Genomic DNA, 20,686 nt, shown 5'->3' with positions numbered 1-20,686 from the left:
ACGAACGCCCCGTGGCATCCACACCTTCCGTGTCGGCCGAACACCCCGTGGGGATCGACGAGTTGCTGGAACGGGTCCGTACGGACCTGGACCGGGTCGAGGCGGAGGCCGCCCACGACGCAGCACAGGCGGGGGACGCCCTGCTCGTCGACATCCGGTACGCGGCACTGCGTGAGCGCGACGGGCTGATCCCCGGCGCGCTCGTCGTCGAGCGCAACGAACTGGAGTGGCGGCTCGACCCGCAGGGCAGCCATCGCGCCCCCGAGGCCACGAGCCACGATCTGCGCGTCGTGATCGTCTGCAACGAGGGCTACGCGTCGAGCCTCGCGGCCGTCTCCCTGCGTCAGCTGGGACTGCACCGGGCCACGGACCTGGTGGGAGGCTTCCAGGCTTGGCGAACGGCGGGACTGCCGGTGGAGACAGCTGGGGCCACGGCCACGGCTTGAGAGCCGCCGGCCTCGGCCTGCGGCCGCCACCCGTAGCCCGCCCCACCGCTGCGAACCCGGGCCCGAGCGCGATGGGCGCCCCCGCGCGTCCACCGTGCCCGGACCCTGCTCCGGAATCTCAGGGACCTAAATCCCCCCCGTTAATCCCCCGTTGAAGCCTTTCGGCTCCCTCAGAACTCCTCGTCGCCGAGGAACTCCGTGTCCTCGCCCTCTTCCTCAAGCGCCTGGCGGACCACACGCAGGGCGGTGCCCTGGGAGTAGCCCTTGCGGGCGAGCATGCCCGCGAGGCGCCGTATGCGCTTGTCGCGGTCGAGACCGCGCGTGGAACGCAGCTTGCGCTCCACGAGTGCGCGTGCGGTCGTCTCCTCCTGGTCGGAGTCGAGCTGTCCGACCGCCTCGTCGATCAGCGTGGGGTCCACGCCCTTGGTCCGCAGCTCCTGGGCGAGTGCCCGCCGGGCAAGACCCCGGCCGTGATGGCGGGACTCCACCCAGGCATCCGCGAAGGCGCCGTCGTTGATCAGCCCGACCTCTTCGAAGCGTGACAGCACCTCGTCCGCCACGTCGTCCGGGATCTCGCGCTTGCGCAACGCGTCCGCCAGCTGCTTCCGCGTGCGCGCGGTCCCGGTGAGCAGACGCAGACAGATCGCCCGCGCCTGCTCAGCCGGGTCCTTCGGCTGCTCCGCCTTCTCGGCCCTCGACGAGGAAGGGGCGCCTCCGTCCTGTGCGTCGCCGGACGACTCCCCGAAGCCGCTGCGCCGGCCGCGCCCCCGCCGAGCACGGCCTCCACGCCCGGGAGCGCCCTCGTCCCGTTCTCCTCCGTCCCCACCCTTGTCCTCGTACGGCCGGCCACCGGTGCCGCGGTCCGAGCCGGCACCCGACGGACCGCCGCCTTCCCGTGAACCGTCACCGCGCGACGGACCACCGCCGCCTCGCCAACCGCCTGCGGACCGGCGGCCTCCCCCGCGCTCGCCGTATCCCCCGTTCATGCCCGATCCCGAGGCACCGGGACCGAACGGCTCGTCCCCGCCGTACGGTCCACCGTCCTCGTGCACGCTGCCGCCCTCGTCCGCGCCACCCCTGTCGGCAGACCCGAAGTCTCCCCCGTGGCCCTGCCCTTGAGGGGCGACGGGGTAGACGTACTCGGCCCAGTCCGTTCGTCGTGTCACGGACTAGCTCTTGGCCGCCGCGGCCTTGGGCTTGACGGTCTTGGCCGCGGGAGCGGGAACGGTCTTCGCGCCCTCACCTGCCGCGACCGGCGCCGCCGCGTCCGCGCCCGGCTCGGCAGCGGGCTTGTCCTTCTCCGCCTTCACACCGACGCCCAGCTTCTCCAGGATCTTCTTCTCGATCTCGTTGGCGAGGTCGGGGTTGTCCTTCAGGAAGTTGCGCGCGTTCTCCTTGCCCTGGCCGAGCTGGTCGCCCTCGTACGTGTACCAGGCGCCGGCCTTGCGGACGAAGCCGTTCTCCACGCCCATGTCGATCAGGCCGCCCTCGCGGCTGATGCCCTGCCCGTAGAGGATGTCGAACTCGGCCTGCTTGAAGGGCGGTGCGACCTTGTTCTTGACGACCTTGACGCGGGTGCGGTTGCCGACCGCGTCGGTGCCGTCCTTCAGGGTCTCGATACGACGGATGTCGAGGCGCACCGAGGCGTAGAACTTCAGCGCCCGGCCACCGGTCGTGGTCTCCGGCGAGCCGAACATCACGCCGATCTTCTCGCGGAGCTGGTTGATGAAGATCGCGGTGGTCTTCGACTGGTTGAGCGCGCTGGTGATCTTCCGCAGGGCCTGGCTCATCAGACGGGCCTGCAGACCCACGTGCGAGTCGCCCATCTCGCCCTCGATCTCCGCGCGCGGCACGAGGGCCGCGACGGAGTCGATGACGATGAGGTCGAGCGCGCCGGAGCGGATCAGCATGTCCACGATCTCCAGAGCCTGCTCGCCGTTGTCCGGCTGCGACAGGATCAGGTTCTCGATGTCGACGCCGAGCTTTTTCGCGTACTCGGGGTCGAGGGCGTGCTCCGCGTCCACGAAGGCCACCTGGCCGCCGGCCTTCTGCGCGTTCGCCACGGCGTGCAGGGTCAGGGTCGTCTTTCCGGAGGACTCCGGGCCGTACACCTCCACCACTCGGCCACGCGGCAGGCCGCCGACGCCGAGTGCGACGTCGAGGGCCGTCGAGCCGGTGGGGATGACCTCGATGGGCTCGTTCGGCCGCTCGCCGAGGCGCATCACCGCGCCCTTGCCGAATTGCCGTTCAATTTGTGCGAGCGCGGCGTCGAGCGCCTTCTCGCGGTCGGTTCCTGCCATGGGTTCCACCCGATTTGCTTGTGTCGATCGCTTCACGTCAAAGACGCTAACGCCTGCCACTGACAATCCGCCCCGACGCCCGTCCAGCCTGTGGATAACTTGGGCACTTCCGCATGAAATCCCCGCCCGCATCCCGTTCCGGGCTTCGCCAGAGCTTCCATAAGAATGGATGTTCGATTTTGATGTCAAGCGCATCCAGCACCGGGGCGGGGGTGTGTCGCGGCCGTGCCGCCGGACCGTTCCGGGACCGTGCGGGCGGCCCGGAACGACCTCAGGAAGAGGCGCGGGGCCCGTCGCCATCACTCTGCGGCGACCCCTCGGAGCCTCCGCTCCCCCGGGAGCCTCCGCGCAGCAGCTGCCGTACGCGCTTCAGGAGGGTTCCCGAGCCCCGTTCGCGGCGCCCGTGCACCCGCGGGTCGTCCGTGACGGCGTACCGCTTCACGTACGCCCCGAGGAAGGCCTGCAGGGTGGCGACGGCGGGGATGGCGATCAGTGCGCCGACGGCTCCGAGCAGGGCGGTGCCCGCGATGACGGATCCGAAGGCGACGGCAGGGTGGATGTCCACGGTCTTCGCGGTGAGCTTGGGCTGCAGCACGTAGTTCTCGAACTGCTGGTAGACCACGACGAAGACCAGCACCCACAGCGCGTACCAGGGGTTGACCGTGAAGGCGATCAGCATCGGCAGGGCGCCCGCGAGATACGTACCGATCGTGGGGATGAACTGCGAGACCAGTCCCACCCACACGGCGAGCACCGGCGCGTAGTCCACGCCGAGGAACTCCAGCAGGACGTAGTGCGCCAGCCCGGAGATGAGCGCCATCAGGCCGCGCGAGTAGAGGTACCCGCCGGTCTTGTTGACGGCGATCTCCCACGCGCGCAGGACCTCCGCCTGCCGGGACGGAGGCAGTACCGAGCACAGCGCGCGCCGCAGCCGCGGGCCGTCGGCGGCGAAGTAGAACGCGAACAGGGTGATCGTCAGCAGCTGGAAGAGGCCGCCCAGCACCTGTGCGGACACGTCCAGGACGCCGGTGGCGCTGTTCTGCACGTACTTCTGGAGCCAGGCGGAGCGGAGCAGGCTGTCCTGGATGTCGACGCGGCTGAGCTCGGTGTGGAAGGTGGTGTTGATCCAGCTGATCACCGAGTCGACGTACTTCGGGAAGTCCTCGACGATGTCGATGATCTGCCCGGCGAGCATCGAGCCGAGCAGCGTGATGAAGCCCGCGCTCACGATCATCGTGACGAGGAACACGAGGCCGGTGGCCAGCCCTCTGCGCATGCCGAACGAGGACATCCAGCTCACCGCGGGCTCTATGGCGAGGGCCAGGAAGAACGCGATCAGGATGTTGATCAGCAGCCCGGTCAGCTGGTGAAAAGCCCAACTGCCCAGCTGGAAACAGGCGATGAGGGCAAGGGCGAGCACCATGGCCCGCGGCAACCAGCGCGGCATGCGACCGCCCCCCTCGGCCGCGCCTCCGGCCGGGGGCCTGGGAGGTGTCGTGCCGAGCGGTGATGCGTGCTGTCCGACCTGCGCGGTCTCATCTGTCGATGCCACGGGCCAAGTCTCGCCCACGCCACAGGCAATCGACCCCACTCCCCCGGATCTTCGTGATCGCTCAGCGCGATTCGTGGGGAACGTTCACCGCAGTACACACCGCGCGCCACACGTCCTTCGCCTCCCAGCCCGCGTCCAGCGCCTGCTGCACCGTACGCCCGCCGAGTTCCGACATCACATGATCGCGCGCGAAGGTGTCGGCGTACTCCGTACCGAAGTGATCCGACATCCGCTCCCAGAAGACCGTCAACCGCATGAATCCATTATCCCGCCCCTGAGGGTGGGCCCGAGCCGGGACCGCTTGCCGAGAACGCTTTCCGTCCTACGGTCTGACCCATGGCCGAAACAGGAGCATCCCCACTCCCCCCGACGCCCCCGGCGCACACTCCCGTCGCGCGCGCCGAGCATTTCGTCTGGCTCACCGCGCGCGTGCTGGAGCAGCGGCGTTTCGCGTACCACTTCCTGGGCGGCGGCGCGGACGCGGTCGAGACCGCGCTGTCCGCCTACCGCAACGAGGACGACGGGTACGGCCACGCGCTGGAACCCGATCTGCGCGGCCCGGTCAGCCAGCCCCTGCACGTCGGGCACGCGCTGCGCGTCCTGGACTCGATCGGGCGCTGCGGCGGACAGCGGGTGGAACGCGTGTGCCGTTATCTGACCTCCGTGTCGACGCAGGACGGCGCACTTCCGGCGATCCGCCCCAGCCAGCGGGGCTATCCGGCGGCCCCCTTCGTCCCGATCGTGGACGACCCACCCAGCGAACTGCTCGCCACCGGCCCCGTGGTGGGCCTGCTGCACCGCAACGAGGTGTGGCACGCCTGGCTGTTCCGGGCCACCGACTTCTGCTGGCAGGCGGTGGAGTCCCTGGAGAAGACACATCCGTACGAGGTCGAGGCCGCCGTGGCCTTCCTGGACCACGCCCCCGACCGTCCGCGCGCGGAGGCGGCTGCCGACCGGCTCGGCCGTCTGGTGCGCGAACAACGACTCGCGGTGCTGGCCCCGGAGCACCCCGACGCGTTCCCAGTAGCCCCCGGTTATGCGCCCGGGGAACACCACCTGCCGCACGACTACGCGAAGACGCCGGGCTCCCTCGCGCGCGCGTGGTTCACCGACGAGGAGATGACCCGTTCCCTGGGCTTCCTGAGAACGCAGCAACAGGAGGACGGCGGCTGGCCGATCCGCTGGCGCCAATGGGCTCCGGGCACGGCCCTGGAGGCCCGCCCCATGGTCACGATCGAGGCACTGCGCACCCTGAGGGCATACGGCCTCCCCATCAGCTGACGCTCCCTCCAGCCCGCCCACATCGCCCCCTCAACCAGTCATGGCCCGCACCCCTGCCGTGACCAGCACAGCCGCAGCGACGACCACCAGGAAGGGAGCACGCAGCAACAGCGCCACGGCGGCCGCGGCAAGCCCCGCGGCCCTCGCGTCCAGCACAAGGAGACGGCCATCGGCGAAGGTCTGCTGTGCGGTCAGGGCGGCCAGCAGGGCGACGGGCAACAGCGCGGCCAGCCGCTGGACGAGCGGCCGCTCCAGAGCCCCCGCGGGAATCATGAGCCCGATGAGCTTCGCCGCATAACAACCGACAGCGGTCGCACAGATGGCGATCCAGACGCTCAACGCTTCTCCCCCGCCCGTTCACGCCCACCAGGGGAGTCCGTACGCGCCCCACGGCGCCCATGGACCCAAAGGGCCACCGGGGCGGCCAGCGCAGCCACCAGCACGGGAACTCCGGCAGGCAGTACGGGCAGCAGCCCAAGCCCCAGAACGACCGCACAGCCCGCGACAACACGCTCCAAAGCCGTCCTGACCATAGGCGCGAGCAGCGCCAGAAAAACGGCCGGCCCCGCCGCGTCGAGACCCCAGGCATCAGTATCGCCAATGGCTTCGGCGCCCAGCGCGCCCAGCAGTGTGGTGAGGTTCCACAGCACGTAGAGGGACAGCCCGGTGACGGTGAACCCGATCCGCACGCTGCGCCGCGTGGGCTGGGCGAGGGCCACGGCCGTGGTCTCGTCGATGACCCACTGGGCGGCGAACGGCCGCACCGCGCGCGGGAGGGCCAGCAACTGCGACAGCCGCAGTCCGTAGAAGGCGTTGCGTACCCCGAGGAAGAACGCGCCCGCCGCGGCAGCGAACGGATTGCCCCCGCCGGCCAGCGCCCCCACGAGGGCGAACTGCGAGGCACCGGTGAACACCAGAAGACTGAGAGCACAGGTCTGCAGGACGGTGAGCCCACTGCCCGCCGAGGTCACCCCGAAGGCGAACCCGGAAAGCCCGACGGCCACCCCGACCCCGAGCGCATCCCGCACGACGGCGGCATCAGCCTTCCCACCGCCGCCACCAGGCACATCCGCCCTCGTGCCTCTCCCATCTCTTCCGACTGCTACGTCCGCGGAAACTGCTGTTTCTTCTGCCACGCCTGGGACGGTAGACGGGCCCCCTCCCACGAATCTTGTACGTTCTTGCGCTCGCGCTGATAGGCCCCCGGCGGCACGCCCACGATCCGGGTGAAATGCCGACTGAGGTGCGACTGATCGGTGAAACCCACGGTCAGCGCCACCTCGGCAGGCACGATCCCCGCGTCCAGAAGCCGACGCGCGCGCCGCACGCGAACATCGGTGAGCCACGCATGGGGCGGCATGCCGTAGGCGTCACGAAAGGCGCGCAGCAACGCGAAGGAACTGGTCCCCAGATCCCCGGCGAGCCGTTCCAGCGTGGGTGGCCGCACGATCCGCTCTTCGAGAACCGCACGCGCGCGTGCGGCCACCCGGGCCCCCGCGGTCCGCGGCACCCGCTGCGGCAGCGTTCCCCCGTTGACCCGCAACAGCCGAGTCACGGCCACCCGCAACAACGTGTCGGCGGCCAGCGCATTACCCTCGTCGGCGGCACGCAACACCTGATGCACCAGCCCCACGGTGTACGGATCATCGACGACCGGATTCATGAAACCGGGCGCACCACGAAGAACGGTGGTCTCGGCGGCGATCTCCGCCACCAGCTCGGGCGACGGATAGACAGCCCCGTACCGCCACCCCTCGGGAACACCGGCACGCCCCGTGTGCGGGGTATCGGGATTGACCAGCGCGAGAGCCCCGGCCCCGGCGTACTGATCGGCCCCACCGTGATGGAAGACCTCCACCCCGTCCGAGATGGCGGCGATGACGAAGTTCTCATGCGTATGCCGCACAAAGGTCTTCCGAACATACCGAGCACGCAGCAGATCGACACCGGGCAACTCCGCGTACTGCCAGTGCCGAGCCAGCTCCCGCCCCACACCCGCCATACCCCCATCCTCCCCCAACACCCCACCAAGCCGCACAGCCCCCACCACCCCCGCCAGCCCCTGCCTCTGCCGCCCGGCTGTCTGCCCGCAGACGCCCGACGGCCGGCGGGGCCGGTCCGGGGGTATCCGCCCGCAGCGGCTGGCGCACAACCGCAGCACTTCTAAAACGCCCAACCTCGCGCCAGACCGAGGACGGATACCCCCGGACCGGCCCCGCCCCACCGAACAGGCAAACGCACCCACGACCCACAGCAAGCACACCCCTCCGCCGCAGGTCAGCCCCATTGTCAGTGCCCGGGTGCAGGATGGACGCATGGTCAGCCACGCACACCGAGCCCTGGACGGCTTCTCCCCCGCGACCCGCGCCTGGTTCACGGGGGCCTTCTCCGCGCCCACCGACGCCCAGGCCGGCGCGTGGAAGGCCATCGGTGAGGGCTCGGACGTGCTGGTGGTGGCCCCGACCGGCTCAGGCAAGACCCTGGCCGCATTCCTCGCGGCCCTGGACCAGCTGGCCTCGACCCCACCCCCCGCCGACCCCAAGAAGCGCTGCCGAGTCCTCTACGTCTCTCCACTCAAAGCCCTGGCGGTGGACGTAGAACGCAACCTCCGCAGCCCCCTGACCGGCATCCGCCAAGAAGCCGTCCGCCTGGGCCAGCCGGAGCCCGAGGTGAAGGTCGGCATCCGCTCCGGCGACACCCCACCCGCCGAGCGACGCACACTGGCCACCCGCCCCCCGGACATCCTGATCACGACTCCCGAGTCACTGTTTTTGATGCTCACATCGGCCACGCGCGAGGCGCTGACAGGCATCGAGACAGTGATCCTGGACGAGGTGCACGCAGTCGCGGGCACCAAGCGCGGCGCCCACCTGGCCCTGACCCTGGAGCGGCTGGACGAACTACTGCCGAAGCCGGCCCGCCGGATCGGCCTGTCCGCCACGGTCCGCCCGGTGGACGAGGTCGCCCGCTACCTCTCCCCGCACCGCAAGGTGGAGATCGTCCAACCCCCTTCAGGCAAGGAATTCGACCTCTCCGTGGTCGTGCCCGTAGAGGACCTGGGCGAGCTGGGCGGCTCCCCCGTGGCCGACTCCAACGAAGGCGCCGAGAAACCCTCCATCTGGCCGCACGTAGAGGAAAAGATCGCCGACCTGGTCCAGTCCCACCGCTCGACGATCGTCTTCGCGAACTCCCGCCGCCTCGCGGAGCGCCTCTGCAACCGGCTGAACGAGATCGCGTACGAGAGGGCGACGGGCGAACCCCTGGAGGAGCACCACTCCCCCGCCGAACTCATGGGCGGCTCAGGCGCCTCCCAAGGCGCCCCGCAGGTCATCGCCCGCGCCCACCACGGCTCGGTCTCCAAGGAACAGCGCGCCCTGGTCGAGGAGGACCTCAAGGCGGGCCGCCTCCCCGCGGTGGTGGCCACCTCCAGCCTTGAGCTGGGCATCGACATGGGAGCGGTGGACCTGGTCATCCAAGTGGAGTCCCCGCCCTCAGTGGCATCGGGCCTCCAGCGCGTGGGCCGCGCAGGCCACCAGGTAGGCGCGGTCTCCACAGGCGTGGTCTTCCCCAAATACCGGGGCGACCTCGTACAGGCCGCAGTGGTCACCGAACGCATGCGCACCGGCTCCATCGAGTCCCTCCGCGTGCCGGCGAACCCCCTCGACGTACTGGCCCAGCAGATCGTCGCGATGACGGCGCTCGACACCTGGCAGTACGACGACATCCTCGCCACGGTCCGCAGGGCGGCACCGTTCGCCTCGCTCCCCGAGTCGGCATTCACGGCGGTCCTGGACATGCTCGCGGGCCGCTACCCGTCGGACGCCTTCGCGGAACTGCGCCCCCGCGTCGTGTGGGACCGAGTAGCCGGCACGGTCACAGGCCGCCCCGGCGCCCAGCGCCTGGCCGTCACCTCCGGAGGCACGATCCCGGACCGCGGCCTCTTCGGAGTGTTCCTCGCCGGCTCCGACCCGAAGAAGGGCGGCGGCCGGGTGGGCGAACTGGACGAGGAGATGGTCTACGAGTCCCGGGTCGGCGATGTCTTCACCCTGGGCACCAGTTCCTGGCGCATCGAGGACATCACCCGCGACCGCGTCCTGGTCTCCCCCGCGCCAGGTGTACCGGGCAGGCTCCCGTTCTGGAAGGGCGACCAGCTCGGACGCCCGCTCGAACTGGGCCGCGCGCTGGGCGCGTTTCTCCGCGAGGTCGGCTCGATGCCCAAGGACGACGCCCGGCTGCGGCTCCTCACCGCGGGCCTGGACGCCTGGGCCGCGGACAACGTCCTCTCCTACCTGGCCGAACAGCGGGAGGCCTGCGGCCACATCCCGGACGACCGCACCATCGTCGTCGAGCGGTTCCGCGACGAGCTGGGCGACTGGCGGGTCGTCGTGCACTCCCCCTTCGGCGCACAGGTACACGCACCCTGGGCGCTCGCGCTCGGCGCCCGTCTCTCCGAGCGGTACGGCATGGACGCCCAGGTCATGCACGCCGACGACGGCATCGTGCTGCGCCTCCCGGACGCCGACCTGATGAGCCTGGACCTACTGGACCAGGAGCCCGTGAAGCTGGGCTCGGAGTACGACGCCGAGCAGGCCCCCGTGGGCGCGGCGGACATCGCGTTCGACAAGGGCGAGGTCAACCAGATCGTCACGGACCAGGTCGGCGGCTCGGCCCTGTTCGCCTCCCGCTTCCGTGAGTGCGCGGCCCGCGCCCTGCTGCTGCCGCGCCGCAGCCCGGGCAAGCGCACCCCCCTGTGGCAGCAGCGCCAGCGCGCCGCCCAACTGCTCCAGGTGGCCAGCGAGTTCGGGTCCTTCCCGATCGTCCTGGAAGCAGTCCGCGAATGCCTCCAGGACGTCTTCGACGTTCCGGGCCTCGTCGAGCTGATGGGCGACCTGGAGTCCCGCAAGGTCAGGCTCGTCGAGGTCACGACCCCGGAGCCGTCCCCGTTCGCCCGCTCCCTGCTGTTCGGTTACGTCGCCCAGTTCCTGTACGAGGGCGACTCGCCCCTGGCCGAGCGGCGCGCGGCGGCCCTGTCGCTGGACTCACGTCTGCTCGCCGAGCTGCTCGGCCAGGCGGAGCTGCGCGAGCTCCTGGACGCGGACGTCCTGACGGAGCTGGAGCGCGAGCTGCAGTGGCTGACCGAGGACCGCCGGATCAAGGACGCCGAGGGCGTCGCGGACCGGCTGCGGATGCTCGGCCCGATGACCGGGACCGAGCTGTCCGAGCGCGGAGCGGATCCGCAGTGGGCCCGTGACCTGGCCGCGGCCCGCCGCGTCATCCAGGTGAGGATCGCCGGGGCGGACCACTGGGCGACGATCGAGGACGCGGGCCGGCTGCGCGACGCGCTCGGCACCGCGCTGCCCGTCGGAGTCCCCGAGGCCTTCACCGAGCCCGTCAAGGACCCACTCGGCGATCTCCTCGCCCGGTACGCGCGCACGCACGGCCCCTTCACCTCGACGGCGGCAGCGGCACGCTTCGGTCTCGGTGTCGCGGTCACCGAGGGGGTCCTGCAGCGGCTAGCGGGGAGCGGCCGGGTCGTACAGGGCGAGTTCCATCCGGCGGGGATCGGCCAGGAGTGGTGTGACGCGGCGGTGCTGCGCAGACTGCGGCGCCGTTCGCTCGCCGCGCTGCGCCACGAGCTGGAGCCGGTGCCGCCCGCCGCACTGGCGCAGTTCCTGCCGCAGTGGCAGCACCTGGGCAGCGGGCACGGCCTGCGCGGCCTCGACGGACTCGTACGTGCGGTGGAGCAGTTGCAAGGCGCCTCGGTACCGGCGTCCGCGCTGGAGAAGCTGGTCCTGCCGTCCCGCGTCTCGCACTACGCCCCCGCGATGCTCGACGAGCTGACGGCCGCGGGGGAGGTGGTCTGGGCCGGCGCCGGCGCACTGGCGGGCAAGGACGGCTGGGTCTCCCTGTATCTGTCGGACGCGGCACCGCTCCTCCTCCCCGCCCCGCATCCCCTGGAGCTGACAGCACTCCACGAGTCGGTCCTGAACGCCCTCTCCGGCGGTTACGGCCTCTTCTTCCGCCAGATCACCGACCAGGTCCGGGCCACCACGCACCCGGGGGCCACCGATCCCCAGCTGGCGGACGCGGTCTGGGACCTGGCGTGGTCGGGCCGCCTGACGAACGACACGCTCGGCCCGATGCGCTCCCTGCTGGGTTCGGGCCGCACCGCGGGCTCCACCGCGCACCGCGCGAAGCGCACGATGCCCCGAGGGAGGTACGGAAGCCTGACGGCCGCCGCACGTCCCACTTCTCGTACGGGTCCGCCGACCGTGGCGGGCCGCTGGTCGCTGCTGCCCGACCTGGAGCCCGATGCCACCGTGCGCGCCCACGCGCTGGCCCGCACCCTGCTGGACCGGCACGGTGTGGTCACCCGGGGCGCGGTCGCCGCGGAGGGAGTGGAAGGCGGCTTCTCCGCCGTCTACCGCGTCCTGTCGGTCTTCGAGGAGAGCGGCCAAGCGCGCCGGGGCTATGTGGTGGAGGGGCTGGGGGCGGCGCAGTTCGCCATGGACGGCGCGGTGGACCGGCTGCGTGCGGCGGCCACGGCACGCGAGCGGGGCGAGTCACTGCCGGAGCCCGCTTTCCCGGGTGCTCCGGCGCTGAACCACTCCGGCGCGCCCACCCCGAACCCCTTCGACGGCTCCGCCGGGCACCCGGACCCCTTCGACGGCAACCTGGACTTCCTGTCCACCGACGTGTCCGCGGCCAACGACCCGTACTCCTTGAACGGCGGCTCCGAACGCCCCTCAGGCTCCCGCCCAGGCTCCTCGGCACCCAGGTCCACTCCACCCGGTGCGTCAGCACCCGGCGCCGGGCGAGGCTACGCGTCTCCCTACGCCGACTCCCCCCGTTCGGCCCCGCAGGCGTTCCCCGGAGGCCCCTCCTCCCGCACCCGTGCGAGCAGCACGAACCGCGCCATCGTGCTGGCCGCCGCCGACCCCGCCAACGCCTACGGCGCGGCCCTCCCATGGCCCGAGCCCCCGACCGGCGCCGGCCACAAGCCAGGCCGCAAAGCAGGCTCCCTGGTCGTCCTGGTGGACGGCGAGCTGACTCTCTACATGGAGCGAGGCGGCAAGACACTTCTGGCCTGGCCCGCAGCCCCGGACGAGGCGACCCTGCACGACGCCCGTCTGCGCACGGCCGCCGAAGCACTCGCCGCGTCCGCCGGCGCGGGTTCCCTCGGCACGGTCACCGTGGAGCGGGTCAACGGCGCCTCCGCGCTGACGTCGGAGTTCGGCACCCTCCTGGAGGGAGCAGGTTTCCACGCGACCCCACGAGGCCTGCGCCTACGCGCTTAGAACCACCCACCACCCGGACACCCCACCCGCCCAGCCCATCCCCGGCCCGTCCCCATCGGGACGGCCAACCCACCCCCAGACGGCCGCCCGCCACGCAGCACGTACCAAGCACCACGCACCCGACACCCCCACCCACCCCATGCCACCCTGGATCCCATGCCCGAAGGAGACACCGTCTGGCAGGCCACCCGGCGCCTGCACAACGCCCTCGCGGGCCACGTGCTGACCGTTTCCGATCTCCGGGTCCCCAAGTACGCCCTGACCGACCTCACCGGACGCACGGTCCTGAGCGTCGTCCCGCGCGGGAAGCACCTGCTCACCCGCGTCGAAGGCGGCCTCACCCTCCACTCGCACCTGCGCATGGACGGTTCCTGGAAGATCTACGCCCCCGGCGAGCGCTGGCGCGGCGGCCCCGCTCACCAGATCCGCGCGATTCTCGGCACCGAGGAACGCACGGCCGTCGGCTACCGGCTCCCCGTCCTGGAACTGCTCCACACCGCCGACGAGGACCGCGCGGTCGGCCATCTCGGCCCCGACCTCCTGGGCCCCGACTGGGATCCCGACAAGGCCTTGGCGAACCTCCTCGGCGACCCCGACCGCGCCCTCGGCGAAGCCCTCCTGGACCAGCGCAATCTCGCGGGCGTCGGCAACGTCTTCAAGAGCGAGATCTGCTTCCTGCTCCGCGTCACCCCCTGGCTCCCCGTCGGCGCGCTCCCCACCGAGTACGCCGCCCACCTGCCGACGGTCGCCAAGAAGCTCCTGGAGTACAACCGCGAGCGCCCCACCCGCGTCACCACCGGCCGCAGCGACCAGACCCTGTTCGTCTACGGCCGCGTGGGCCGCCCCTGTCTGCGCTGCGGCACCCGGATCCGCGTGGCGAACCAGGGCGACGGCTCCCGCGATCGACCCACGTACTGGTGCCCGTCGTGCCAGCCGGGCCCGCACCCGCAGCCCGGCCAACGGTGAGGTCGTACACAGTTCCCAACGCCCCGCCAGGCCCGCCCCACCCTGCCCCGCTCCGCCTCGCCTCGCCAGGTGAGACCGGCCCCTCACAAACCACCCCGCAAGACCAATTGACGACCCGTCAGATCGCTCGTACGGTCCCTGCATGCCCGTCACGGCGTACGACCTCACCGGACGCACCGCTTTCGTCACCGGCGCGGCGAGCGGCATCGGCCGCGCCTGCGCCGTGCTGCTCGCGGAGGCGGGTGCGGCCGTCCACTGCGCGGACCTGGACGCCCAGGGCCTGGACGAGACGGCGGCCCTGATCAAGGACGCGGGCGGTACGGCCCGTACCCACCCCCTCGACGTCACCGACCGCGCCAGGCTCGACGAGGCGGTCGCGACCTGCGCGCGCCTGGACGTCATGGCCGCCGTCGCGGGGATCATGCACAGCAGCCCGGTCCTGGAGACCCGCGACGAGGACCTCGACCGGGTCCTGGCGGTCAACTTCAAGGGCGTCCTGTACGCCTGCCAGGCGGCGGCCCGTTCGATGCTGGCCTCCAGGACGCCCGGCAGCATCATCACGATGGCGTCGGGGGCCGTGGACACCGGCGGGCCGGGACTGCTCTGCTACGGAGCCGCGAAGGCGGCGGTCGTGCAGCTGACGAAGACCCTGGCGACGGAGATGGGTCCGCACGGCATCCGGGTCAACGCGGTCGCCCCGGGCTGGATCCGTACGCCCATGACCGACCGCCACGACGGCGAGGCTCAGACGCGGACGGAGGCGTTCATGTCACGGATGTCGCCACTGGGCCGGGTCGGCGAGCCCGAGGACATCGCCCACGCGGTCCTGCACCTCGCGTCCGACGCCTCGGCCTTCACGACGGGCCAGATCCTCCGCCCGAACGGTGGCGTGGCGATGCCTTGGTGAAAACAAACAACAACCCGCCCCCCCCCCCCCCCGCAGACACCACTGCTCCCTCAGACACCACTGCCCCACAAGCACTACAAGCCCAGCAGGCACCACAAACCCAGCGGACGCTGCAAACCCATCAAGCACCTCAAAGAGGCTCACCCCGCTCCACCAACGGCCCACGCCACCTCCGCCAAACCCCGGAAGCCCGCCGCATCCACTGATCGGACCCGGCCGCCCCCACGGCCCGCCCCTTGGGCACGCAGTGCACCGGAAGCAGGCTCAGCCCCCACCCGCCGGCCGCGACCGCCCCCTCCAGCACACCGGCGTCCGCGGCGAAGGCCAGCCGTATCACCGCCCACCACCACAGCCCTCCGGCACCCAGGGCAAGCCCCCACCTGGCTATTCGCCCGACCCGCCCCGTCCGTTTCATCCGCCCAGTCATGGCACCGCCTCCAGCGCGACGCTAGACCGCCGCGTTTCCCTCTCGACAGGGCGCACCAGCATTACGGGAGCGCACCGGGCGCACCAACAGCTCCCGCCCCACCGCGGCACGCCCCGGACAGAAACAACCCCGCCGCTACCCGTTCTCCGCCTGGAACATCCAGTGGTGCTTCTCAAGGTCCGCGGTGATCTGGATGAAGATGTCCTGGCTCACCGGGTCCGCCTCCCCCGTGGCCCCCACCCGCTGCCGCATCCGCCCGATGACGGCTCCGAGGGCGTCGACGAGGGTTCCCACCGCGTCGGCGTCCTTCACCCATCCGTCCTTCACGGGCCCGATCCCGCTGCTGTGCGCGACGGTCGCGGCGCGTCCGTCCGGGGAGACGCCGAGCGTGGAGGCGCGTTCCGCCACGGTGTCGGAGTGCAGCCGGGCGGTGTCGACGACCTCGTCGAGCTGGAGGTGAACGGACCGGAAGCGCGGGCCGACCACGTTCCAGTGGATCTGCTTCGCCACGAGCGACAGATCCACCAGGTCGACCAGAGCGCCCTGCAGCGCCTCGGACACGGTCTTCAGGTCGGCATCGGACAGCGGGCTCTTCACGACGTACATCGACATCCTCCGGTCAGCAGCACCCCCGGGCCTTGCCCCCGCCCTCCACCATCGCCGCCCCGGCCGATACCGGCAAACGCGACAAACCTCACTCCCCTTGGAAGCCGCGCCCCTGGCTCAACGCAAAAGCCCCGACCGCACTCCCCCGGATCTCTCCGGAGAAGCCCCGGCCGGGGCTCTCACACAGTTCTTCTCAGTGCTGCCGATCCGCGCTGTGCACGGCGCGTTCCCAGCTCACAGGCGTGAGCCGATGGGCGTCACGCGGCGACGACGTCGACCGCCTCCGCAGGCGCCTTGATGGTCACCCGTTCCGGCGGCACACTGCTCACCGAGACGGAGTTGAGCCTCGGGCGTACCGGTGTGGGTACAGGCTCGGTGGCCGCTGCCGACTGGGCCAGCTCGGCCAGAGCGAGTTCGTCGCTCACTTCCCGCATGAGCTCGGACATCCGTACGTCCAGCGCGTCGCAGATCGCGGAGAGCAGTTCCGAGGAAGCCTCTTTCTGCCCCCGCTCCACCTCGGAGAGATAGCCGAGTGAAACTCGGGCGGACGAGGAGACTTCGCGCAGAGTACGGCCCTGGCGCTGGCGCTGCCGACGCAGCACGTCACCAAGCAGGCGACGGAGCAGAATCATCGGTGGCTCCCTCCTCGGTCCGCATAGCCGCATCCTTCTCGCCCCACCGTACCGCCTTGCGCCGCGGCCGTGCGGGGAGCGATGTCGTGTTCACTCAGGGCTGCAAACATCAAAACCCCCCGTTCTGTTCCGTATCCTGTGCCCGATCATTCCCAGGGTGTTCGCTCACAAGCCGCTCCAGAAGCAGGGCGAGCACGCTCCGTACACTCTCCATACGGATTTCCGTCCGGGAGCCGTTCAACCGCAGCGCGGACACTTTCCCGCCAAGAGCGCGTTCATGCGTCGCTTCGGACGGGCCGTCCACGGCGATGAAAACCGTGCCGACCGGCTGCCCGTCCTGGGGCTCCGGGCCGGCGACTCCGGTGGTCGATATTCCCCAGTCCGCGCCGAGCACCTTGCGTGCGCCGGCCGCCATCTGGGCCGCTACCTGCGGATCCACCGCTCCGCGCTGATCCAGCAGAGTGGCGTCGACGCCCAGTACGTCACGCTTGAGGTCGGTGGCGTACGCGGTCACCGAGCCGCGGAAGGCCTTGGAGGCCCCGGGCACCGACGCGAGTTCCGCGGCCACCAGGCCGCCGGTCAGCGACTCCGCGACAGCAAGGGTCTCGCCCCTCACCGTGAGTAGTCGCAGCACTTCGGCGGCCGTGGACGTCACGCTTCCGCCTCCTCGGCGGCGGCCTTCCGCTCGGCCATTCCCTCGCGCCGCAGCACAATGGCCTGTCTCACATAGTCGGCTCCGGTGACGACGGTCAGGGCGACCGCCCCGGCCATCACCCAGAACCTCAGGGTCGCCAGCGGCCCCGTCAGCGCCAGGACGTACATGCCGACGGCGATGCCCTGTGTCAGTGTCTTCAGCTTGCCGCCGCGGCTGGCCGGGATCACGCCGTAGCGGATCACCCAGAAGCGCAGCAGGGTGATCCCGAGCTCCCGTCCGAGGATCACGGCCGTCACCCACCACGGCAGGTCGCCGAGGTAGGAGAGACAGATCAGCGCCGCTCCCATGATCGCTTTGTCGGCGATCGGGTCGGCGATCTTCCCGAAGTCGGTGACGAGGTTGTACGTGCGGGCGAGATGTCCGTCGAAGACGTCCGTGATCATGGCGACGGCGAAGGCCGCCCAGGCCCAGGCCCGCCATACGGGGTCGTATCCGCCGTCGGCGAGCATCAGCGCCACGAAGCCCGGTACGAGTACGAGCCGGAGCATGGTGAGCAGATTGGCGACGTTCCACACGCTGGCCTGGTTGACGGCCGCGTCGATCAGCTTGCCGCCGCGCGGCGGCTTCGGACCCTGGGCACCCGGTACGCCCGTACCGGAGACACCCGTGCCGGATACGCCCGTACCCGAAGCGTTCGTACCGGAGACTCCCGGACCGGTGGTTCCCGTACCGGAGGTTCCCGCGCCAGGGGCGCCGGGAGCACCGGCGGCACCGCGTGTACCGGGCGCACCGGAGCCGCCCGCCGCAGGTGCCGGGACTCCGGTCATCTGGCCGCCTCCTCAGTACACACGAGCGAGCCCGGGAGCGGCTCGGCCACCAGGTCGACACCTTCCGTACCGACCACCTTCGCCTCGACCATACGGCCGACGGTCAGTCCTTCGCCGCTCGTGAACACCACCTGTCCGTCGGTCTCGGGCGCCTGGTGCGCGGCGCGGCCGTACGCGGGCTCGCCCTCCGTGGCCGAGCCGAGGGACTCGACCAGTACCTGGAGGGTCTCGCCGACGCGCTCCTCCGCCCGCTGGGAGACCAGTTCCTCGGCGAGCCGGGACACGCGCGCGAGGCGCTCGGCGACGACGTCCTCGTCCAGCTTGTTCTCGTACGTGGCCGCTTCGGTGCCGTCCTCGTCCGAGTACCCGAAGACACCGATGGCGTCCAGGCGCGCGGCGGTCAGGAAGCGCTCCAGCTCCGCCAGGTCGTCCGCGGTCTCGCCGGGGAAGCCCACGATGAAGTTCGACCGCACGCCGGCCTGCGGGGCCTTGGAGCGGATCGTGTCGAGGAGTCCCAGGAACTGCTCGGTGTTCCCGAAGCGCCGCATCGCGCGCAGCACCCCGGGGGCGGAGTGCTGGAAGGACAGGTCGAAGTAGGGGGCGATGTTCGGCGTGGAGGTCAGTACGTCGATGAGTCCGGGGCGCATCTCGGCCGGCTGCAGGTAGCTGACCCGCACCCGCTCGATGCCCTCGACCTCGGCGAGCTCGGGCAGCAGCGTCTCCAGGAGGCGGATGTCGCCGAGGTCCTTGCCGTACGACGTGTTGTTCTCGGAGACCAGCATGACCTCCTTCACACCCTGCTCGGCGAGCCAGCGCGTCTCCCCCAGGACGTCACTGGGGCGGCGCGAGATGAAGGAGCCGCGGAAGGACGGGATGGCGCAGAAGGAGCAGCGCCGGTCGCAGCCGGAGGCGAGCTTCACGGAGGCCACCGGGGAGCCGTCGAGCCGCCGGCGCAGGGGCGCACGGGGGCCCGACTCGGGGGCGAGTCCTTCGGGGAGGTCGGCGGGGCCGTGGCCCGGAAGGGCGACCTCGGCTCCGGCGTCCTGACGCTCGGCGGGGCTGATCGGCAGCAGCTTGCGCCGGTCGCGTGGGGTGTGGGCGGCGTGGATCCCGCCGTTCAGGATGGTCTGGAGCCGGTCGGAGATGTCGGCGTAGTCGTCGAAGCCGAGTACGCCGTCGGCCTCGGGAAGGGCCTCGGCCAGTTCCTTGCCGTACCGCTCGGCCATGCAGCCGACGGCGACGACCGCCTGGGTTCTGCCATGACCCTTGAGGTCATTGGCTTCCAGGAGGGCGTCGACGGAGTCCTTCTTGGCGGCTTCGACGAAGCCACAGGTGTTGACGACGGCGACGTCCGCGTTCTCGGCGTCCTCCACGAGGTGCCAGCCGTCCGCCTCCAAGCGGCCTGCGAGCTCCTCCGAGTCCACCTCGTTACGGGCGCAGCCAAGGGTGACGAGTGCGACGGTACGGCGTTCAGGCATGGGCTCAAGACTACTTCGTCCCACTGACAGCCCACGTCGACGGGGTTGGCCGATCTTGGCCAACCCCGTTCCCGCCTGCCCGAGAGGCCGGGCGGATGTGCGAACAAGCGCCTCTCGCTGCGTTCCTGCTCAGCCGACCTCGGGGTCGCCCTTCGTGTACGTCAGGCGCTCCACCTGGCCGGGCTGGAACTCGTCGTCGATCTTCTTGCCGTTCACGTACAGCTGGATGGCGCCCGCGTCGCCGAGGACGAGGTCGACCTTCTCCTTGTCCTGGAAGGTCTTCGAGTCGCCCTGCTCCAGGAGGCCGTCGAAGAGCAGCCGTCCGTTGTGGTCCTTGGCCGAGATCCAGCTGCGGCCGTCGGGGGCGCTGACCTGGACGGTGACCTTGTCCTGCGGCGCGGCCGCGATGGCGTCGGACGGGTCGGACTTCGGGGTGTCCGGCTTGGTCGGCGTCGGCTTGGTCTTGGCGGGCTTGCTCGCGGTGGGCGTCGAGCCCTCCGCGACCTGCGTCGTCTTGCCGTCGCCGTCGTCGCCGCTGAACATCGTGAATCCGACGAAGCCGATCACGGCGACGATCGCGGCCACCATGGCCGCGGTCCAGTTGGGGCCCCGGCGCTCGGGACGGATCCGCTCCGCCTCGAACATGGGTGCGGCCGGAGTCGGCGCGGGCCGCCCGCCGTGGTCGGCGTCGTAGCGCTTGAGCAGTGCGGCCGGGTCGAGCTCGACGGCGCGGGCGAGCGTCTTGATGTGCCCGCGCGCGTAGACGTCGCCGCCACAGGGGCCGAAGTCATCCTGCTCGATCGCGTGCACGATGGCGATACGGACCCGGGTGGCGTTACTGACGTCGTCGACGGTCAGCCCCGCCGCGATGCGCGCCTGCCGCAGGGTATGGCCGACCGAAGGCTGATCGTCCTCTACGGAGGGGCGCTCGTCCTGAGGGGAGTTGTCGTCAGAGGAGTGGTCGTCAGGGGAGTTGCCGATGGACACGGGGGCGCCTTTCGAGCGTAAAGCCACCTGTGCTGGGGGTTCAGTCTAGGGGGGGTGCGAAAGGGTGGGGCAACCGGGCGGTAGGACTTTGTACGCCATCAGAATGGCCGGTCATCCTGATGCTGGGACATGTCTCTGTCCCTTCCCTCAACTTGACGTGCGACGAAGGGAAACGGTTGCTCACCGTTTCCTTACGGGTGAGTCACGTTCGGATCACCCCGGCGGCCCCGAACGGGGTCACCCGGGCGGCCCGACCCACCGCACGAAAGGAAGCGGTCCACTCGCGTGGAGGGAAACGCCCCGCTCTCCCGGAAGGACGGTCCG

The 20,686-nt window shown here is 70.8% G+C and carries 18 protein-coding genes; 5 read left to right on the top strand and 13 right to left on the bottom strand.

Annotation, left to right across the window (positions count from 1 at the left end; all coding sequences use genetic code 11):
- Positions 1-11 precede the first annotated feature (11 nt).
- Positions 12-446 carry a rhodanese-like domain-containing protein gene (locus ACZ60E_RS37060; RefSeq protein ID WP_469446299.1) on the top strand — a complete coding sequence of 145 codons (435 nt, stop codon included), beginning with the start codon at positions 12-14 and terminating at the stop codon, positions 444-446.
- Positions 447-616: 170 nt separating this feature from the next.
- Here the strand turns inward: ACZ60E_RS37060 and recX are convergent, their stop codons facing one another.
- The 4 genes from recX to ACZ60E_RS37040 all read right to left on the bottom strand — a co-directional run bounded on the left by recX (position 617) and on the right by ACZ60E_RS37040 (position 4,554).
- Entirely contained in the window at positions 617-1,612 is a 996-nt protein-coding gene (gene recX, locus ACZ60E_RS37055; RefSeq protein ID WP_469446297.1) for a recombination regulator RecX, read from the bottom strand.
- 3 nt (positions 1,613-1,615) lie between these two features.
- A complete protein-coding gene (gene recA, locus ACZ60E_RS37050) occupies positions 1,616-2,746 on the bottom strand; it encodes a recombinase RecA (protein WP_384798768.1) in 1,131 nt (376 codons plus the stop codon).
- A gap of 271 nt (positions 2,747-3,017) precedes the next feature.
- Positions 3,018-4,298 (bottom strand): AI-2E family transporter, encoded by a 1,281-nt coding sequence (locus ACZ60E_RS37045; RefSeq protein ID WP_469446295.1) that lies wholly within the window; start codon positions 4,296-4,298, stop codon positions 3,018-3,020.
- A gap of 61 nt (positions 4,299-4,359) precedes the next feature.
- Complete coding sequence (locus ACZ60E_RS37040; protein ID WP_384798774.1) at positions 4,360-4,554, bottom strand: DUF3046 domain-containing protein; 195 nt, start codon at positions 4,552-4,554, stop codon at positions 4,360-4,362.
- 80 nt (positions 4,555-4,634) lie between these two features.
- Between ACZ60E_RS37040 and ACZ60E_RS37035 the strand changes: the two genes are divergently transcribed.
- Positions 4,635-5,579, top strand: coding sequence for a hypothetical protein (locus tag ACZ60E_RS37035; protein WP_469446293.1), 945 nt, complete (start codon positions 4,635-4,637; stop codon positions 5,577-5,579).
- Positions 5,580-5,609: 30 nt separating this feature from the next.
- Here the strand turns inward: ACZ60E_RS37035 and ACZ60E_RS37030 are convergent, their stop codons facing one another.
- The 3 genes from ACZ60E_RS37030 to ACZ60E_RS37020 are packed head-to-tail and all read right to left on the bottom strand — an operon-like array spanning position 5,610 to position 7,581.
- On the bottom strand, positions 5,610-5,918 hold the full coding sequence (locus ACZ60E_RS37030; protein WP_469446291.1) for an AzlD domain-containing protein: 309 nt from the start codon (positions 5,916-5,918) through the stop codon (positions 5,610-5,612).
- Positions 5,915-6,646, bottom strand: coding sequence for an AzlC family ABC transporter permease (locus tag ACZ60E_RS37025; protein WP_469446289.1), 732 nt, complete (start codon positions 6,644-6,646; stop codon positions 5,915-5,917). Before ACZ60E_RS37025 ends, ACZ60E_RS37030 begins: the two co-directional genes overlap by 4 nt.
- 35 nt (positions 6,647-6,681) lie before the next feature.
- Positions 6,682-7,581 carry an AraC family transcriptional regulator gene (locus tag ACZ60E_RS37020; RefSeq protein WP_469446287.1) on the bottom strand — a complete coding sequence of 300 codons (900 nt, stop codon included), beginning with the start codon at positions 7,579-7,581 and terminating at the stop codon, positions 6,682-6,684.
- A 313-nt stretch (positions 7,582-7,894) separates the two neighbouring features.
- Between ACZ60E_RS37020 and ACZ60E_RS37015 the strand changes: the two genes are divergently transcribed.
- The 3 genes from ACZ60E_RS37015 to ACZ60E_RS37005 all read left to right on the top strand — a co-directional run bounded on the left by ACZ60E_RS37015 (position 7,895) and on the right by ACZ60E_RS37005 (position 14,750).
- Complete coding sequence (locus tag ACZ60E_RS37015) at positions 7,895-12,877, top strand: ATP-dependent helicase (RefSeq protein WP_469446285.1); 4,983 nt, start codon at positions 7,895-7,897, stop codon at positions 12,875-12,877.
- Positions 12,878-13,033: 156 nt separating this feature from the next.
- The gene (locus tag ACZ60E_RS37010) at positions 13,034-13,843 is read left to right on the top strand and encodes a DNA-formamidopyrimidine glycosylase family protein (protein WP_469446283.1); all 810 of its coding nucleotides are present in this window, start codon (positions 13,034-13,036) and stop codon (positions 13,841-13,843) included.
- Between the two features lie 142 nt (positions 13,844-13,985).
- Entirely contained in the window at positions 13,986-14,750 is a 765-nt protein-coding gene (locus tag ACZ60E_RS37005; RefSeq protein WP_469446281.1) for an SDR family NAD(P)-dependent oxidoreductase, read from the top strand.
- A gap of 562 nt (positions 14,751-15,312) precedes the next feature.
- On the opposite strand, the gene ACZ60E_RS37000 is transcribed toward ACZ60E_RS37005, so the two are convergent.
- The 6 genes from ACZ60E_RS37000 to ACZ60E_RS36975 form a co-directional block, all read right to left on the bottom strand.
- The gene (locus tag ACZ60E_RS37000; RefSeq protein ID WP_469446280.1) at positions 15,313-15,783 is read right to left on the bottom strand and encodes a Dps family protein; all 471 of its coding nucleotides are present in this window, start codon (positions 15,781-15,783) and stop codon (positions 15,313-15,315) included.
- 257 nt (positions 15,784-16,040) lie between these two features.
- A complete protein-coding gene (locus tag ACZ60E_RS36995; protein ID WP_107022501.1) occupies positions 16,041-16,415 on the bottom strand; it encodes a helix-turn-helix domain-containing protein in 375 nt (124 codons plus the stop codon).
- A 109-nt stretch (positions 16,416-16,524) separates the two neighbouring features.
- A complete protein-coding gene (locus ACZ60E_RS36990; protein WP_384798801.1) occupies positions 16,525-17,070 on the bottom strand; it encodes a CinA family protein in 546 nt (181 codons plus the stop codon).
- Positions 17,067-17,897: a CDP-diacylglycerol--glycerol-3-phosphate 3-phosphatidyltransferase gene (pgsA, locus tag ACZ60E_RS36985; RefSeq protein WP_469446277.1), complete on the bottom strand. Its 831-nt coding sequence runs from the start codon at positions 17,895-17,897 to the stop codon at positions 17,067-17,069. Before pgsA ends, ACZ60E_RS36990 begins: the two co-directional genes overlap by 4 nt.
- The gene (rimO, locus tag ACZ60E_RS36980; RefSeq protein ID WP_469446275.1) at positions 17,894-19,375 is read right to left on the bottom strand and encodes a 30S ribosomal protein S12 methylthiotransferase RimO; all 1,482 of its coding nucleotides are present in this window, start codon (positions 19,373-19,375) and stop codon (positions 17,894-17,896) included. Before rimO ends, pgsA begins: the two co-directional genes overlap by 4 nt.
- Before the next feature lie 129 nt (positions 19,376-19,504).
- Entirely contained in the window at positions 19,505-20,362 is an 858-nt protein-coding gene (locus ACZ60E_RS36975; protein WP_453792540.1) for a helix-turn-helix domain-containing protein, read from the bottom strand.
- Between the last annotated feature and the right edge of the window lie 324 nt (positions 20,363-20,686).

The sequence above is a fragment of the Streptomyces sp. NPDC102514 genome, assembly GCF_055584525.1.
Note: the sequence above shows the minus strand (reverse complement) of the source record. Positions and strands in the feature narration are given on the sequence as shown.

What these genes read in the sequence shown, in the direction of transcription:
- rimO (WP_469446275.1), bottom strand. Translation starts at nt 19,375, where the DNA reads ATGCCTGAACGCCGTACCGTCGCACTCGTCACCCTTGGCTGCGCCCGT.
- ACZ60E_RS37005 (WP_469446281.1), top strand. Translation starts at nt 13,986, where the DNA reads ATGCCCGTCACGGCGTACGACCTCACCGGACGCACCGCTTTCGTCACC.
- ACZ60E_RS37035 (WP_469446293.1), top strand. Translation starts at nt 4,635, where the DNA reads ATGGCCGAAACAGGAGCATCCCCACTCCCCCCGACGCCCCCGGCGCAC.
- pgsA (WP_469446277.1), bottom strand. Translation starts at nt 17,897, where the DNA reads ATGACCGGAGTCCCGGCACCTGCGGCGGGCGGCTCCGGTGCGCCCGGT.
- ACZ60E_RS37040 (WP_384798774.1), bottom strand. Translation starts at nt 4,554, where the DNA reads ATGCGGTTGACGGTCTTCTGGGAGCGGATGTCGGATCACTTCGGTACG.
- ACZ60E_RS37010 (WP_469446283.1), top strand. Translation starts at nt 13,034, where the DNA reads ATGCCCGAAGGAGACACCGTCTGGCAGGCCACCCGGCGCCTGCACAAC.
- recA (WP_384798768.1), bottom strand. Translation starts at nt 2,746, where the DNA reads ATGGCAGGAACCGACCGCGAGAAGGCGCTCGACGCCGCGCTCGCACAA.
- ACZ60E_RS37000 (WP_469446280.1), bottom strand. Translation starts at nt 15,783, where the DNA reads ATGTACGTCGTGAAGAGCCCGCTGTCCGATGCCGACCTGAAGACCGTG.
- ACZ60E_RS37020 (WP_469446287.1), bottom strand. Translation starts at nt 7,581, where the DNA reads ATGGCGGGTGTGGGGCGGGAGCTGGCTCGGCACTGGCAGTACGCGGAG.
- ACZ60E_RS37015 (WP_469446285.1), top strand. Translation starts at nt 7,895, where the DNA reads ATGGTCAGCCACGCACACCGAGCCCTGGACGGCTTCTCCCCCGCGACC.
- ACZ60E_RS36995 (WP_107022501.1), bottom strand. Translation starts at nt 16,415, where the DNA reads ATGATTCTGCTCCGTCGCCTGCTTGGTGACGTGCTGCGTCGGCAGCGC.